The organism is Clostridium oryzae, assembly GCF_002029235.1.
In the GTDB taxonomy this organism is placed as follows: domain Bacteria; phylum Bacillota; class Clostridia; order Clostridiales; family Clostridiaceae; genus Clostridium_AE; species Clostridium_AE oryzae.
In genome coordinates, this window is the sequence record NZ_MZGV01000089.1 from 1 (window position 1) to 15,909 (window position 15,909).

At 31.4% G+C, this 15,909-nt stretch carries 16 protein-coding genes; 9 read left to right on the top strand and 7 right to left on the bottom strand.

Going from position 1 to position 15,909, the window contains the following annotated elements; genetic code table 11:
* Positions 1-275: 275 nt before the first annotated feature.
* Both CLORY_RS20795 and CLORY_RS20800 read right to left on the bottom strand, forming a co-directional pair.
* A complete protein-coding gene (locus tag CLORY_RS20795; RefSeq protein ID WP_079428151.1) occupies positions 276-1,361 on the bottom strand; it encodes a lactonase family protein in 1,086 nt (361 codons plus the stop codon).
* A gap of 26 nt (positions 1,362-1,387) precedes the next feature.
* Positions 1,388-1,990 carry a 3'-5' exonuclease gene (locus CLORY_RS20800; RefSeq protein ID WP_079428153.1) on the bottom strand — a complete coding sequence of 201 codons (603 nt, stop codon included), beginning with the start codon at positions 1,988-1,990 and terminating at the stop codon, positions 1,388-1,390.
* Between the two features lie 193 nt (positions 1,991-2,183).
* Between CLORY_RS20800 and CLORY_RS20805 the strand changes: the two genes are divergently transcribed.
* Together CLORY_RS20805 and CLORY_RS20810 are read left to right on the top strand one after the other, a co-directional pair.
* Positions 2,184-2,561 carry a PH domain-containing protein gene (locus CLORY_RS20805; RefSeq protein ID WP_079428154.1) on the top strand — a complete coding sequence of 126 codons (378 nt, stop codon included), beginning with the start codon at positions 2,184-2,186 and terminating at the stop codon, positions 2,559-2,561.
* A gap of 25 nt (positions 2,562-2,586) precedes the next feature.
* Complete coding sequence (locus CLORY_RS20810) at positions 2,587-2,988, top strand: hypothetical protein (protein ID WP_079428156.1); 402 nt, start codon at positions 2,587-2,589, stop codon at positions 2,986-2,988.
* A gap of 644 nt (positions 2,989-3,632) precedes the next feature.
* On the opposite strand, the gene CLORY_RS20815 is transcribed toward CLORY_RS20810, so the two are convergent.
* Positions 3,633-4,460, bottom strand: coding sequence for an AraC family transcriptional regulator (locus tag CLORY_RS20815; RefSeq protein ID WP_079428158.1), 828 nt, complete (start codon positions 4,458-4,460; stop codon positions 3,633-3,635).
* Between the two features lie 133 nt (positions 4,461-4,593).
* Between CLORY_RS20815 and CLORY_RS20820 the strand changes: the two genes are divergently transcribed.
* Together CLORY_RS20820 and CLORY_RS20825 are read left to right on the top strand one after the other, a co-directional pair.
* The gene (locus tag CLORY_RS20820) at positions 4,594-6,654 is read left to right on the top strand and encodes a beta-galactosidase (protein WP_079428159.1); all 2,061 of its coding nucleotides are present in this window, start codon (positions 4,594-4,596) and stop codon (positions 6,652-6,654) included.
* 146 nt (positions 6,655-6,800) lie between these two features.
* A complete protein-coding gene (locus tag CLORY_RS20825; protein ID WP_169911704.1) occupies positions 6,801-7,610 on the top strand; it encodes a metallophosphoesterase in 810 nt (269 codons plus the stop codon).
* Positions 7,611-7,642: 32 nt separating this feature from the next.
* Here the strand turns inward: CLORY_RS20825 and CLORY_RS20830 are convergent, their stop codons facing one another.
* Entirely contained in the window at positions 7,643-8,035 is a 393-nt protein-coding gene (locus CLORY_RS20830) for an eL43 family ribosomal protein (RefSeq protein WP_242954477.1), read from the bottom strand.
* Between the two features lie 196 nt (positions 8,036-8,231).
* On the opposite strand from CLORY_RS20830, the gene CLORY_RS20835 reads away from it, so the two are divergent.
* Genes CLORY_RS20835 through CLORY_RS20845 form a run of 3 tightly spaced genes read left to right on the top strand, consistent with a single transcriptional unit; the run spans position 8,232 to position 9,717 of the window.
* Positions 8,232-8,429 (top strand): PspC domain-containing protein, encoded by a 198-nt coding sequence (locus tag CLORY_RS20835; protein WP_079428162.1) that lies wholly within the window; start codon positions 8,232-8,234, stop codon positions 8,427-8,429.
* A gap of 32 nt (positions 8,430-8,461) precedes the next feature.
* Positions 8,462-8,968: an ECF transporter S component gene (locus CLORY_RS20840; protein ID WP_079428164.1), complete on the top strand. Its 507-nt coding sequence runs from the start codon at positions 8,462-8,464 to the stop codon at positions 8,966-8,968.
* Positions 8,965-9,717: an alpha-ribazole-5-phosphate synthase gene (locus CLORY_RS20845; protein WP_079428166.1), complete on the top strand. Its 753-nt coding sequence runs from the start codon at positions 8,965-8,967 to the stop codon at positions 9,715-9,717. The genes CLORY_RS20840 and CLORY_RS20845 overlap by 4 nt, the downstream gene beginning before the upstream one ends.
* A gap of 85 nt (positions 9,718-9,802) precedes the next feature.
* On the opposite strand, the gene CLORY_RS20850 is transcribed toward CLORY_RS20845, so the two are convergent.
* Positions 9,803-10,549, bottom strand: a complete 747-nt coding sequence (locus tag CLORY_RS20850; protein ID WP_079428167.1) for a hypothetical protein — start codon at positions 10,547-10,549, stop codon at positions 9,803-9,805.
* 382 nt (positions 10,550-10,931) lie between these two features.
* Between CLORY_RS20850 and CLORY_RS20855 the strand changes: the two genes are divergently transcribed.
* Both CLORY_RS20855 and CLORY_RS20860 read left to right on the top strand, forming a co-directional pair.
* Positions 10,932-12,107 (top strand): SAM-dependent methyltransferase, encoded by a 1,176-nt coding sequence (locus CLORY_RS20855; RefSeq protein WP_079428169.1) that lies wholly within the window; start codon positions 10,932-10,934, stop codon positions 12,105-12,107.
* Between the two features lie 352 nt (positions 12,108-12,459).
* Positions 12,460-13,368 carry a hypothetical protein gene (locus tag CLORY_RS20860; protein WP_079428171.1) on the top strand — a complete coding sequence of 303 codons (909 nt, stop codon included), beginning with the start codon at positions 12,460-12,462 and terminating at the stop codon, positions 13,366-13,368.
* Between the two features lie 133 nt (positions 13,369-13,501).
* On the opposite strand, the gene CLORY_RS20865 is transcribed toward CLORY_RS20860, so the two are convergent.
* The gene (locus tag CLORY_RS20865; RefSeq protein ID WP_079428172.1) at positions 13,502-14,494 is read right to left on the bottom strand and encodes an inorganic phosphate transporter; all 993 of its coding nucleotides are present in this window, start codon (positions 14,492-14,494) and stop codon (positions 13,502-13,504) included.
* A complete protein-coding gene (locus tag CLORY_RS20870) occupies positions 14,487-15,110 on the bottom strand; it encodes a DUF47 domain-containing protein (RefSeq protein WP_079428174.1) in 624 nt (207 codons plus the stop codon). The genes CLORY_RS20865 and CLORY_RS20870 overlap by 8 nt, the downstream gene beginning before the upstream one ends.
* Between the last annotated feature and the right edge of the window lie 799 nt (positions 15,111-15,909).

Sequence of the window (15,909 nt, forward strand, 5' to 3'; positions counted from 1 at the left end):
GAGTCAGGGCATAGGAAATGTTTACAGTCGGGGTTATCTAAGCACGCTCATTATCATTCGCAGATAACCCGTTAAAGGCCATTTAGGCCTTTAACCAACGGAGATATAGAGTGAACTTAGCAATTGTCAGCAAATTTTATGCAAATTTTCGTTAAGATTTGGGTAGTGTTTGAGGCGTAGCCGAGTTTGCCCAAATTAGAAAATTTACATAAAATTTGTGTTACAAGTGCTTAATGAACGGATCAATCTCCGTAGTGCCACAACATTTCTTTTTTTTATTTATTAAAATCACAAAAGCAAATGCACACAGGAATAGAAATAGATATATCTTCGCTATCCTTTTTAAGTATGCCAGTATCCTTATCTATATGAAATACAGTTATACTATCTGATTTTTGATTTGCAGCATATAGAGTGTTACCATCTGGAGTTATAGTTATATCTCTTGGAAAGTCACCGCCAGTAGGGATAACACAAATAAATTCAAGTGTGCCTATATTTTTTTCGATTTTAAATATTGCAATACTGTTATGTCCACGGTTTGATGCATATAGGAACCTACCATCAGGAGAAATTTTTATTGCGGCACATAGGCTTTCATGGTTGTAATCTTGAGGTATAGTTGAAAGTGTTTGCAGTTTCTTTAATTTGAAAGTGGAGGAATCATATTTCAATACGGTTACTTCACTGCTAAGTTCATTTATTACGTATAGAAAATTACATTTAGGATGAAAAGCTAAATGACGTGGACCAGAACCAGGACTAATGTCTAAAGTTAATTCATCATTATATTTTAATGATCCGTCTTCATTGTTGAAGTCATAAATAAATAACTTGTCACATCCTAAATCTACTACACATAAATGTTTTCCATCAGGTGAAAAAGCTGAAGAATGTACATGCGCTGCTTCCTGTCTATCTTTATTAGGACCAGAGCCTGTATGCTGTATAAAATTAATTCTATCTCCAATGCTTCCATTCTTTTCCATTCTAAAAACTGTTAAAGAACCACTAGAGTAGTTTGATACGAAAAGATATTTTCCATTACTGCTTAGAGTAAGATGACATGGATCCTTACCGTATGTAGGTTTGGAATTAATTAAATCCAATTTACCGGTTTCATGATCAATTTTAAATGCAGAAACAGCACCGCCGGGTATGCCATCGTAGTCTTGTAACTCCATAACTGAATAAAGATAATTACAATTATTATCAGTTATTATGTATGAAGGATTATCAATGGCAGCAGCTAAATCGGAATCTAATACCAGGTTGTTTTCAGCATTTAGTTTTAATTTATAAATACCTTTAGAATCGTTAGAGGTATATGTTCCAATATACGCAAATAAATTATGTTCCATTTTACTTAATCTCCTAATATCTAAGTTTATTGGTTATTTATTGTTATCTTGCTGTTATGAATTTTTCTAAAGACATATTCTGTATAACAGGCATCATTAAATGCATCATGAAAATCTTCATTTACTGGCAAATCTAGAAGCTGCACAGCATTCTTTAATCCTATACTAGTGCCTTTAGGATAATTGAAATATTTTGATGCCATAAGTTGGATGTTAATAAACTTTGATGGCGAGAAATCTTTACTTATTTTATGATATACAATGTTTCTTCTAAGTTCACGAATATCAGAATTACCCCATGAACAAAGTATGTTTTCTTTTCCTGATATGAAATCTAAAAATCGTTTGCCGATAACTTTAAAATTATCAGAAGAATTTAACATAGACATTGTTATTCCGGTGATTTCTTGCACATAAGGATGCATAACTGTATATAATTCTGGTTTTACAAACTCATTGAATTCACTTATTCTATCTAAATTTTTATTTAGCTTAACGGCACCTATTTGTATGACTTCGAATGGGCATAGATTAGATTTGGAAGTTTGTGTTGAAAACTTGGAATTCTTATTATCTTTTTGCCCTATATATTCTTGATTGAACTCTAAGTCAAATATTATATAGTTCATTATAAATCCTTTCTGGCATATAAGTGCAACTGTAAAAGTATAGTTATATTATTAACAATACCCTGCATATAAATAAATGCAAGTATACAAAGCATTATATCATAGAAGTTTATAAATTCAAAATTCTTGAATGGTGTATTTATACAATATTTGTTATATAATAATGGTAATAATATTTTGGAGGTTGGTATAGATGGGATTACTTGATGGCTTGTTTGGAAATGCTGCTGAAGAAGATGTTGAAAAAATAGATCAAGAACTTCAAAAAATACTTACTGATGGTGAAAGTGTTGAAAGAGCATATGCAATCGTAAGGGATCTATATGTATTTACCAATAAAAGGTTGATATTAATCGATAAACAAGGTGTAACAGGAAAGAAAGTTGAATATCATTCCATACCATACAAAAGCATTTCACATTTTAGCATTGAAACGGTAGGGCATTTTGATATGGAGTCGGAACTGAGAATATGGCTTTCAGGAGCAGATTTACCAATAGAGAAAAGTTTTAAGGGCGATAAAAGCATCTATAATGTCCAAAAGGCTTTGTCACATTATGTATTAGAGTAATCATAAGGGGAATGGGGAATAAATTATGGCATATATAAATATATCAATGACAGAAGTTTTAGCTTTTGTAAATAATAACATAAAATATGATAAAGATAGGATTGAAAAAGTATCTATAATTAATGAAAATCAGTTAGAAATGAATATAAAAATAGGACCTTTTTTTCCGTCAATAAGAGTTGTCCTTTCATATAACAGTTTTAGAGATGGTAAGATATACCTTAATGTTATAACAAATGGTGGTATTAAAATGCTTATGGGACTTGTAAATGAATTTGGCGGAGGTATTACTAAAAAACATATTACGGTAGATAAAAATTCGGTAATAGTTAATATAAATGATATGCTTAATGAAAAACTAAAAGATGTACATCTTGAGAGCATAAGTATATCTGGTGAGCAAGTCTACGTTAAGATAGCAATGTGAAGAGAAGAGTAAAGAGAAAGGCGAATGTAACAATTCAGCTGTGCTGAATTCCTATGAATCAATTTTGTTTCTTTTTAGGAATTTATGTTTTTGCCAATTGTGGATAACTTTTAATTAATATCAAGATACACCACTAAATAGTAGAAAAGGTGGTTGCTAAATAAAAAAACGGTACAGCGTGTTTACGAAGAAGTTAAAAAGAGACAGTAATATATTTTGAAGTTAGTGAATTAAGATAAAAAGGTAATAGAATTAATAAAATAAAAGTATTTTGTAAATATTAAGAGTTAGGGCATTAAAAATGGTTACATCCGACGGAGGCATTTGGAGTGAGTTTAGCAATTATCCGTGTCTTTTAGGCAAATTTCCGTTAAGATGGCGAATTGTTTGAGGTGTAGCCGAGTTTGCTCTAATTAGGGGATTTACATAAAGTGTATGTGTTACTAAAAGAATGTAACTATATTATATATGAAGTAATATGAAAATAGCTCTTAAGAAAATACTAATAAACCAATAAACAAGAAAAATAATTTGGGAGAAGAAATATAGAGAATAATGCTTTGTAAATGCATAGAGCCGGCATAGGGAAGGAAGTGGTTGGAGGAGGCATTTTCCAGCCGACGGAAATCACTTCCTTCCCTTTTTTATACCCCGTGGAGTTTTTTGAATTCTCCAGGAGTAATTTTTTCCTGCTTTTTAAATATAGAACAAAAATAACTAGAATCCTCATATCCGCACTTGTATGATATTTCCTTTATTGACATATGTTTGTACTTTAAAATCATTTCTTTACTATTTTTTATCCTCACACTATTTATATATTCAAACACTCTGATGCCCTTAATCTTTTTAAATATTGTACATAGATACTGGGGAGTTAAGTTAGCTATACTTGATAATTCTTCAAGGGTAATTACTCTATTATAATTATCATCTATATAATCGAAAATAGGTTTTAATTTTGAATATTGGCTGAATACGAGCTCTTCTTCATCTGAAAGCACATTAACTATTATATTAACGATAAGATCATAAACGATTTTGGAACACTCAAGGCTTTTCATTAATCTATCAGATATAGCCATTTCAAAGGCTAATTCAATACCTTTCTCTATGACATCAGGTTTAGAAATTGTAAATACTCCTGAGTTTTCAGATAAAGATTTTTTAAACATATCTTCAGCTCCAAAACCACCTATGGATATCCAATTTACCTTCCATTGGCTCCCAATGGCATAGTATTCATGAGGTATATTTGCATACAGTAGCATACCTTGCCCTTCACATATTTTTATTGTCTTTTGATCTAGTATTAATTCTCCATTACCATTTATACATTGTATCCATTGGAGATAAGGGTAGCCCTTTGGACGGATAACATATTCTTGTGGATGATGACATCCAACACCACCAAGGTATACCGGAAGCTTTGATTCGAAATCTGTAATTATAGGGAAAACCATATTACTCATAACATCACCTTAATATATTTATATAAATCTTAAAATCATAAAATTGATAATGAATTAACTCAATACTATAATATTAATATAACAATATAAATTGATAAATTTCAACCTAAAAATAAAAAATAGAGGTGATTTTATGATTAAAAAGTATGAACCTATAAATTCAAAGTTCCCACATTTTTATCACGGAGGAGATTATAATCCAGATCAATGGCTTGATCATCCAGAAATAATTGAAGAAGATATAAGACTAATGAAACTTGCTAACTGCAATGTCATGAGCGTAGGAATATTTTCATGGGTTACTTATGAGCCAGAGGAAGGTAAGTTTAACTTTGAGTGGATGGATAAAATAATGGACAAACTAGCTGAGAATGGTATATATGCTATACTTGCTACACCGAGTGGAGCAAGACCGGCTTGGATGTCATTTAAGTATCCTGAGGTTTTAAGAGTTAATGAAAATAGAGAGAGAAATCTTCATGGAGGAAGGCATAATCACTGTTATACATCGCCGGTATACAGAGAAAAAGTTAATATAATGAATACAAAGTTAGCACAGAGATATGCTCATCATCCAGCATTACTTGCTTGGCATATATCTAATGAATATGGTGGAGACTGCCACTGTGATTACTGTCAGGAAACATTTAGAAATTGGCTGAAACAAAAATATGGAACGCTTGAAAATTTAAATAAGGCATGGTGGACTAGTTTCTGGAGCCATACTTATACAGATTGGTCTCAGATAGAATCACCTTCTCCTAAAGGTGAGACATGTGTGCATGGACTTAATCTAGATTGGAAGAGATTTGTAACCTATCAAACCACTGATTTTATGAAACATGAAATAAAACCGTTGAAAGAAGCAAACCCTGATATACCAGTAACTACAAATTTTATGGGTATGTATGATGGCCTGAACTATTGGGAAATGGCTAAAGAACTAGATGTAATATCCTGGGATAACTATCCTACATGGCATAATGAGAAAGATGATATTAATTTAGCAGCATATATTTCTATGACACATGATATCAATAGATCTCTTAAAGGTGGAAAACCTTTTATGCTCATGGAAAGCACACCCAGCCTGACGAACTGGCAGCCTGTAAGTAAACTGAAAAAGCCAGGAATGCATGAGCTTGCATCTCTCCAGGCAGTTGCACATGGTTCAGATACAGTGCAGTATTTTCAGTGGAGAAAAGGCAGAGGATCTTCCGAAAAATTTCATGGCGCAGTAGTAGATCACTGCGGACATGAACATACAAGAGTATTTAAGGATGTATCTGATGTAGGTGCAGATTTGAAGAAGATGGATGAGGTGATAGGAACTTCTATCAATCCAGATGTAGCTATAATATTCGATTGGGAAAACAGGTGGGCAATAAACGATGCTCAAGGTCCAAGAAACTGTGGTATGAAATATGAAGAGACTGTTCAAGCTCATTATAAGGCTTTTTGGAAAAAAGGAGTTCCTGTAGATGTAATAAATATGGATTCTGATTTTTCAAAGTATAAGCTTCTTATTGCCCCTGTACTTTATATGGTTAAGCCTGGTGTAGCAGAAAGAATAGATGAATTCGTCAAGAATGGAGGAACTTTTGTTACAACCTACTGGTCTGGAATTGTAGATGAAACTGATCTTTGCTTCTTGGGTGGATTTCCAGGGCCGTTAAGAAAAGTTCTTGGAGTATGGGCAGAAGAGATTGATGCTTTGACAGATGAAGAAGAAAATTCAGTTATATTTGAAAAGAACAATGTTCTTTCTGTTAATGGTGAATTTGCTTCTATCGAGTTATGTGACCTTATACATGCCGAAACAGCTAAAGTCCTTGCTAGATACGGAAAAGATTTTTATGCAGGAAGAGAAGCCGTTACTGTAAATAGTTATGGAGCAGGTAAAGCATACTATATTGCTACAAAATGCAAAGAAGATTTTAATGATGCATTTTATGAAAAACTAATTGAAGACTTATCAATTAGAAAATCAATAAATGTTAACCTTCCAGAAGGTGTAACAGCACAGTTGAGGACTGATGGTGCGCATAACTATATATTTGTAATGAATTTTAATAATGGAAGGACTGTAGTCCAATTAGATAAAAAATATGAAAATCTTTTAGATAATGATGAAATAGAGAACAAGCTAGAATTAAAACCTTATGGTGTTACTATCTTAAAAGAAATACTGTAATTCAAAATATAATAATTTTCAAGTTTTGCTGAGGTCTGTCCCCAAAAGGCGGGACAGACCTCAGCATTTTTAACAAAAAATATTGTTGCTGTTTACTAACAGTAAGGTTATTATATTTGTATATGTTTTATTTGGAGGATGATTTATTGAAGATATTATTTGTACTTTTGATTATTGGCATAGTAGCACTTATATGGTCTATTTTCGAAGCTCAGGTATTCGGAATTACTAAAATAAGGTTAACGAATAAGAAGTATAACGGAAAAATGAAAATAGTCTTTATCTCAGATATACATTATGGAAAGTTTTATGCGCCTAAGCGGCTTGAGAAAATTATTGAAAGCATAAATTATATTAACCCTGATATAATATTAATAGGTGGAGATTATTTCGATATAAAGCGAAATTCGAAACTCAATAAAAAATATATGCATGAACTTATTAACCAGATTTCAAAGTTAAATAAGCGAAATAGAACTTTTACAGTTATAGGAAATCATGATTATTATATTTGTGAAGATAAAGAGCAATTTTTTAATAGTATAATAGCTAACGATATAGTTGTTTTAAAGAATAATAGTGTTGAAGTAGAGGTAAATGGTCAAAGTATTGCTATTCACGGACTAGATGATTTATTTGAGGGTCAGGTAGATGTAGATAAACTTCAATTAAATCCTGAATTAATGAATATAGTCATATCTCATAATCCAGACGTATATCAGCAGTTTAATAAGGGATTTGATATAGGATTTGCAGGGCATAATCACGGTGGACAGATAACACTATTTGGGTTATACGCTCCTGTTACAGAGTCCGAATATGGTCAAAAGTTCATAAAGCAGGTGAATAACCTGGGGAATACTGTAATAATAACAACTAAAGGATTGGGAACAAGTTCTATGCCGCTGAGATTTTTTGCGTATCCTGAAATTATGGAAATTGATATTAATCAATAAGAAAATGGATCTGTTTATTAAAGCAGATCCGATTATGATTTCCCTTTAAACTCATTACCACATTTTTTACACTGAATAATTATTTTCCCCTGTCGTCTAGGGACTCTTAGCTTTTGGCCACAGGTAGGGCATTTGAAAATTTTGTAGCGAGGAGCTTCTGTTATTGAAAGTATAGTCCTTGAGTACTTACTTTTTATAGCACCTGTAAATCTTTGGAAAGAAGCTAATTCGTTATATCGTTTGTATCGATTTTTAGAAGTTGCTCTCCAAATGGAATATACCATAAGGCCTAAACCAGGAATTGCAGTAACATGTGAAATAGATAGTATTGCTCCAGTTATGAATAGAACTCTTGACAGCATATCAAAACCATAACTATCTTTAAAATAATAAGCTAGTTTATTAATGTAACCACGTAGGTTCATTTGAATCACCCTTTTTAATATTATTATATATATAATTTATCAAATAAAAAAGTACAGATGATGTACAATTTGTTAACTAAGTATAAAAAAAGACAACTGATTTATAATGTAATTAAGATTGTTTATATTAGTTTAATTGATTGTAAGAAATATTTATATTATAATTAAATATATTAATATATAGGAGGACGTAAAAATGGATAAAAGATTATGTTTATCAAATTCTGATAAAAAAATTGCAGGAGTATGTGGAGGAGTAGCAGACTATTTTAATATTGATCCGACTATTGTTAGAATAGTATGGGCTGTAGGAATACTTATGGGTGGAATTGCACTTCCTCTATATATAATATGTGCACTTGTAATTCCCAAAAATCCAAGCCAGTTTTTTTAGAATTTATTTTAGTGCATCATGAAAGGATTAACATGAAGAATAAGAAATTAGCTTTTATGGCTTTATTTATAGCATTTAGTTTTATTGGAGGAAACATTAAAATAATGGGAACCGTGGCCTTTGATTCGATGCCCGCGTTTTTAGGTTCTCTAGTTTTAGGGCCAATGTATGGAGCGGTAATAGGTGCAGTAGGTCATTTACTTGATGCAGTTACATCAGGATTCCCGTTGACATTACCTGTACATGTAATAATTATGATATGTATGGCAGGAGTCATGTATATATTTTCTTTGACTCAAAGTTTTCTTGAGCAACGGACAAGCTTTGGAATTGCTAATATGGCTGCTCTAACTATAGCCGCTATACTGAACGGACCGGTCGAATGTTTATTAGTTTCACCTATTATAGGTTTAGGTGCAGCAATTGGGACAATGCCTGTATTGACATTAGTTTCTATAATTAATATATTTTTAGCTCAGGTTGTATATAGAGCTCTGCCAAAGTTTATAAAAGAGTACCATAAGGAGATAAAGAATTGAATATAAGTAAGGTAAGAGATTTGACGCTGATAGATATTTCAGATGACAAGATCATTGTTATTGCATGTGATAGCTGCGGTTCCATAGGATTAAAGGAGAAAGATGAATTAAAAGTTTCTCCTTTTTTTGTAGCTAGTTTTACGTCAAGAGTTGTAATAATGGAAGTTATGGCTGCAGCTGCTGAAATTGTGACATTGACAAATGCAGTATGCTGTGAAATGGAACCGACGGGTAACGAAATGATAAAAGGGATTAAGAAAGAACTTTCAGCAGCACATATAAACGATATAGTTCTGACGGGGAGTACAGAAGAAAATTTTAGGACTTTCACTACCGCTGTTGGTATTACAGCAGTAGGCATAGCAGAGAAAAAGAAACTAAAGATAAATAATATAAAACATGCTTGCAAAATTATATCTGTAGGGATTCCAAAGGTAGGGGCAGATATACAATTAGAAAATGACAATGACATTGTGGGCTATGATGATTTAAAATATCTATTAAAGTGCTCAAATGTTTATGAGATAGTTCCAGTAGGTTCTAAAGGAATACTTTTTGAAGCAGAACTGCTTGCAAAGAATAATGGGTTAAGACTAGCAATGAAAAATGATATAGGTATAGATGTAAGAAAAACCTGCGGGCCAGCTACAGTAATTATAGCAGCAGTAGATGAATCTGCTATCGATAATATAAAACTCCACATCGACAACGTTAATATAATATGTGATTTAATAAAAGAGAAACATTAGTTTTATACTAATTAGAGTTTAAAATATAAATAGTGGCAGCCTTTTTGCAATAGGGACACAAGCTTGAGATGTGTCCCTATTAATTTTAGTTTTCGCAGTCACAATTCTTTTTTACACAATTTAGGTTTCCATCCCAGTCAGAAAAATCCTCTTTTAACTTAGAAAGAATAAGGTCAGCACTCTGATCTGATATTTTGCCATCAGTTACCATATCTTTTAGAGAAGCCTCTTTTGATTTGATTATTATTTCTTTAATTTTTGTCTCGTCAAATCCTTTTTTTGATTTTACAATCTGAAAGAAATTCTGATTTTGCTTTCTGCCTTTTTCTATATCATCTCTTGATATACCAAGCTCTTCTATATCTGCTAATTCATTTATTATCTCTCGGCTATCTTTTCTCCAAGCACTTAGTTTTATTGAACCGTCCCATTTTGAAATTCTGTCATTTACATTTTTCAGTAACTGGTCAGCAGTTTCCTTGGTTATTTTACCTTCTGATAAATCAGTTTTTATAGCTTCTGATGAGTATTTTATAATGGATTTTTTGACTTTATCTTCATTATATCCTTTATCCTTAGCTAAATCGAAAAGATTTTTACCTGATCTGACTGCTTCATCTACATCAGATCTTTCTAAATTAAGTTCATGTATAAACTTATGTATTGCTTTTGAATAGTAACCGCCTGGAGAATCATTTTTTATTTCCTCTTGAAATACTTTCAAATTTTCACCATAATCACATTCAGGCGTAATTGTACCATAAGTTTTAGTAGAACAAATCAGTATTAAGCTTAGATTTAACATAGCTATTCTTCTTATTTTTTTGTTCAATGTTTATCACCTTCCATTAATTTCATTATTATTAGTATGTGGATATATAAAATTTTTATGTAAATTATAAATACATTGTACAGCAAATTAATCAGGCGTTATTGATAAAACTTTGCTGCATAAGATTTGTGAAAGACTACATTTAAATATAAAATTTAATTTGCTTGCTATTTTGGAATCTATATTTATTTGATGTTATGGTTACATGTAAAAAAGTGTAAATGAAAGTTGTTGAAGACAAAAATGTATCATATAATGGGTTTTGTTGAATTAATATGGTGTTAAGCCCATATTTACAATTAAAATCAATTGATGTAATATATTATTAGTCTATACTGTTGGGCAGATATTGAAGAAATACTGCTCTAGAAAGGAGATTTTTATGGGTATTGACAAGTTGTTTTATAGTAAAATGTTTAAAACTCTTTTCTCTGATCCCTGTGAAGTTCAATATTGGGATGGCGATATTGAAAAGTATGGTGAAGGGGAAAGTAAATTCAAAATTATAATTAATAAACCCATTCCTAAAACTGAGATAATAAATGATCCTTCTATGGCTTTCGGGGAAGGATATATGAATAGGGATATAGACATAGAAGGAAGCGTTCAGGATGTAATAGAGTCATTGTATAATAACAAGGACAGCTTTTTAAAAAACGGTGAGAAATATGTTAAGCTTCTTAGAAAAGTAACTAATAATATAAGAAATAGCAGAGAAAACATCCATAAGCATTACGATATTGGTAATGATTTTTATAAACTATGGTTAGATGACACAATGACTTATTCCTGTGGATATTTTAGAAGTGCTGCGGACTCACTAACACAGGCGCAGCATAATAAGGTTAATCATATACTAAAGAAATTGGATTTAAAAGAAGGACAAACTCTCTTAGATATTGGATGTGGATGGGGAGAATTAATTATAAATGCAGCAAAACAATATAAAGTTAAAGCACTTGGAATAACTTTAAGTGATGAGCAATATAAGAAAGTAAAAGAGAGAATACAAGCTGAAGGACTTACCGAATTAGTAGATGTAAAAGTAATTGATTATAGAGAACTAAAAGATGTTAAGTTCGATAGAGTAGTAAGTGTAGGAATGGTAGAACATGTTGGTAAGGATCATCTTACTGAATATTTTGATGCTATTGACAGGTTGCTTAATGATGGAGGAATATCAATGCTTCATTGTATAACTGGGATAAAAAGAGGCGGAACGAATACATGGATAGATACATATATATTTCCAGGCGGATATGTTCCTGCAGTTAAAGAACTTGTAAATGAGATAAGTGATAAAGGATTTTATCTATTAGATGCTGAAAGTCTTAGAAGACACTATGGCAAGACACTTGAATGCTGGGCAAGAAATTTTGAAAATTCAATTGATGAAGTAGTTAAAATGAAAGATGAAACATTTATAAGAATGTGGAGATTATATCTTAATGCATGTGCTGCTTCATTTAATCGTGGAAACATAGATATACATCAATTTATGTTCTCAAAAGGACTAGCAGATGAGCTTCCATGGACAAGAGAATATATGTATAAATAACTTTGAAATAAAATTAGATACGTAGTTATGCAAAAAAGATAAGGATTTTAGAGAAATAATATAAAAAGTATTTTGTGAATATTAAGAGTTAGGGCATAGGAAATGTTGTGGTGCTAAGTAGATATAATTCGTGTTATAAGTGCTTAATGAACGGATTAATCTCTGTAGTGCCACAACATTTCTTTTTTATAAAAATTTACTCATAATTATACTTATAAATGAAGCAAATATTGCTGATGTGATAAATAAAATATGCTCAAAATAAAATATTAATAAAACACAACTTATTGTAATATTAAAAATTGAAAAATGCCACTATGGATTTTATAATAATACTATAGGGGTGATATTTATGAAAAAGCAAACAAGCATATATTTTGAAGATATTGTTTTGGATGCTGTAAAATTAAGAGCAGATAAAGAAAAGGTGAAAATGAACGATTTTGTTGTAAGTTCAGTAGAAAAAAATTATCTCTATCCTTTTTTTAGTTGGAGACATCTTAGAAACTACTTTTACTTAACGAAAAAACTAAAGTTACCATTGGATGACAATGTAAATAGAAAAGCGTTTTTATATATAATAGCTTATGACGGTATATATATGGAATATATAGATGACATATACAAAATTGTTGATAGCACCGAGAAGGTCTCTATCCCCAAGGATTTAAATGACATACTGTCGCCTGGTTTTTGTCTTGTTGATGCTGCTTGTGAACTTTTTAAAAATGGGGTTATAAAAAACATGGAAAATGCTTTAAAATGGTTTGGTGCAGATAAAAATGAGATGAAGGTTGCAATGAATGCAGTTATGATGGTGAAGAATGTCATAGAGTTTAATGATGAGTTGTATAGACCCAGACAACTCGATATAATAAAACCGCTGGAGGCTAAAGAAAGATATACACCTGAGGAATATAAGAACAGTGATTTCTTCAAGTTATATAATGAAAATATACAATTGCTATTAGCAACATTATTTCAAAGCTTGTTAGAAAATGATATTAATGTTTATATCATACAAGGAAAAAATGATTTAAATACGATAAAATTAATGACTAATAATAATAAAAGACTTGCTATGATATCATCTTCAGATGATGGAAGTAATATAAGAATAGGTGTAAATAGATGGGATAAATCCATGCATGGAAATATGATGTATTGTTTTACCACTCATCAAGTAGATGAGGCAGTTAAAGATATGAATATAGCTAATGCAGATTTGCTTACTAAGTATCAGGAGCTTACTGCCCTATAAAACAAATAAAAAACAAGCTTTCTCCTGTAATATTTATATAAGAGTCTGGCTTAATTTGCCAGCTCTTTTTATTTACAGAAAAGTTTGTTTTTTTTTATGTTCAATCAATCATTAAATTGTGTAAACAAGCTAATTATAGAATTCTAGCAATTATTGCAATAACTGTAGCAATCAAAGCACTACAAGGTATTGTAAGCACCCAAGCGACTAGAATGCTTTTTGCTAGGCTCCATCTTACAGCTGAAAGTCTTTTACATGCACCTACACCCATTATAGAAGAGGTGATTATATGTGTTGTACTGACTGGAGCACCTAAGAAGGTAGCAGTTTCTATAGTAAGAGCAGCACCAGTTTCAGCAGCAAAACCATTTATTGGTTCAAGTTTTATCATATTCACGCCCATGGTTTTGATTATTTTCCAACCACCAAGCATAGTCCCCATGGCCATAGAAATAGCACAAACCATCTTTACCTCCCAGGGTACATCAAAGCTTTTCAGGAAACCACCTGCTAACAGTGCCATAGTTATAACACCCATAGATTTTTGAGCATCATTAGAACCATGACTATAGGACATTAAAGCAGCGGATGCTATCTGGAGCTTTTTAAATAAATGGTTTACTTTAGCATGGGTTGCTTTATGAAATATCCAAGTTAGAAGAAGCATGAAGACAAAACCTAATGAAAAACCAAGTATTGGAGATACGATTAAAGGTAATATGATTTTCTTTAGAAATCCTACCCAATTTACTATAGATAAATCAGCTGAGCGCATAGTAAGAGCAGCACCGATCAATGCACCAATCAATGCATGGGAAGAACTACTTGGTATAGCAAAATACCAGGTTATCAAATTCCATATAATAGCTGCAATTAATGCAAAAGCAACAATTTCTGGAGTTGCGACTCCATCGGCAATTATTCCGCTTCCTACAGTTTTAGCAACTTCAGTATTAATCATTGCACCGATAAAATTTAAGACAGCAGACATAGTCAGTGCCTGCAAAGGAGTAAGTACTTTGGTACCGATAGATGTGGCAATAGCATTGGCTGAATCGTGAAAGCCGTTTATGAAATCGAAAGTTAATGCAAGAACTATTACTAAGATAAGAATACTACTAAGCATATTTCATAACAACTCCTCGAATTTCATTTGCTAGTTTCTCGCAACAGTCTACGCTGTCCTCTAAATACTTATACAAGTCCTTCCACTTTATTACGTAAAGCAAATCTTCTGGATCTTTGAATAATTTTGTAATAGCATCTCTGTATAAAACGTCTGACTCGTTTTCAAGAGTGTTAATTTCTATTATCTTTTCCAGCATGTCATCGTTCTTATTAAGAGTTTTAAGCTGTGAGATAATAGCTACAAGATCCTCAGTAGCGGCGACAAGCTTATCAATAATCTTTATAGCTTCCTCAGTGGGAGCTTGTACATTATACATGATAAACCTATGAGCTGCAGAGTCGATATTATCTGTTACATTATCAATTTCTTTTGAAATATTGAATATATCCTCACGATCCAAAGGTGTTATAAACATCTTCTTCGTATATTCAATTAATCTGTGAGTAACAGTATCTCCTACATTCTCCAACTTGCTTATAGCCTCTAAAGTTTCATCTGGATTAGAGAGGGAATCCATAAGTTTCCTTAGTTCCTTAGCTGAATTATGAGTAATCTGTGCACCTTCAGTGAAAAGCTCAAAAAATAAGTTGTCTTTGGGTTTAAAGTTAAACAATATTTTCATCTCCCGTAATCAAATTTTATTAAGCGATTTTTACACAATTCAACATACTAATTATAAATATAAAAAATAAGATGTACAAACATCAAAAGTACTAAAATAACCTAATTATATTAAATTAACATTCACTTAATAGTTGTTTTACACTATTAACAAAGTATTTACAAAATTATTTTTTCTTCACTTTTCTCTTAAATAATTATGTCTTTTGCTTATTGTGGACAACTTCTAATTAATATCAAGATACACCACTAAAGAGTAAAGAGAAAAGAGTAAAGATAAAAGTGAAGGAAGAAATTCTGTTAAGCAGAATTTCTGAGAATTTAAATCTGAGTATTAGCATATAACTTTCAATTTGTATATTAGGTAAATGATAAGGAGTAAGAGCTTTTAGGCTGAATTTCTTGAATAACTATTACTTCTTAGTTCTTACCTACTCATAAATTGAATGTACTGTTAAAAAGATGTAACTATATAATATGCGAAGTAATAAGAAGAAAGCTCTTAAGAAAATACTAGTAAATAAATAAACAAGAAAAATAATTTGGGAGAAGTAATATAGAAAATAATACTTTGTAAATGCATAGAGTCGGCATAGGGTAGGAAGTGGTTGGAGGAGGCATTTTCCAGCCGACGGAAACCACTTCCTACCCTTTTTTATTCTATAGGAAACTATGTAATTGCAAGGTTGTGGATAAGTGTGTAAAATATAGGTATTATGGTAGATAAGAAAATAACAGTAAAAGAAATATTAGTAGATAAGTATCAGGATTTTAAAAATAAATATTGGAGT

Coding starts and splice junctions, on each gene's coding strand:
- CLORY_RS20795 (WP_079428151.1), bottom strand. CDS start 1,361: ATGGAACATAATTTATTTGCGTATATTGGAACATATACCTCTAACGAT.
- CLORY_RS20800 (WP_079428153.1), bottom strand. CDS start 1,990: ATGAACTATATAATATTTGACTTAGAGTTCAATCAAGAATATATAGGG.
- CLORY_RS20805 (WP_079428154.1), top strand. CDS start 2,184: ATGGGATTACTTGATGGCTTGTTTGGAAATGCTGCTGAAGAAGATGTT.
- CLORY_RS20810 (WP_079428156.1), top strand. CDS start 2,587: ATGGCATATATAAATATATCAATGACAGAAGTTTTAGCTTTTGTAAAT.
- CLORY_RS20815 (WP_079428158.1), bottom strand. CDS start 4,460: ATGAGTAATATGGTTTTCCCTATAATTACAGATTTCGAATCAAAGCTT.
- CLORY_RS20820 (WP_079428159.1), top strand. CDS start 4,594: ATGATTAAAAAGTATGAACCTATAAATTCAAAGTTCCCACATTTTTAT.
- CLORY_RS20830 (WP_242954477.1), bottom strand. CDS start 8,035: ATGAACCTACGTGGTTACATTAATAAACTAGCTTATTATTTTAAAGAT.
- CLORY_RS20835 (WP_079428162.1), top strand. CDS start 8,232: ATGGATAAAAGATTATGTTTATCAAATTCTGATAAAAAAATTGCAGGA.
- CLORY_RS20840 (WP_079428164.1), top strand. CDS start 8,462: ATGAAGAATAAGAAATTAGCTTTTATGGCTTTATTTATAGCATTTAGT.
- CLORY_RS20855 (WP_079428169.1), top strand. CDS start 10,932: ATGGGTATTGACAAGTTGTTTTATAGTAAAATGTTTAAAACTCTTTTC.
- CLORY_RS20860 (WP_079428171.1), top strand. CDS start 12,460: ATGAAAAAGCAAACAAGCATATATTTTGAAGATATTGTTTTGGATGCT.
- CLORY_RS20865 (WP_079428172.1), bottom strand. CDS start 14,494: ATGCTTAGTAGTATTCTTATCTTAGTAATAGTTCTTGCATTAACTTTC.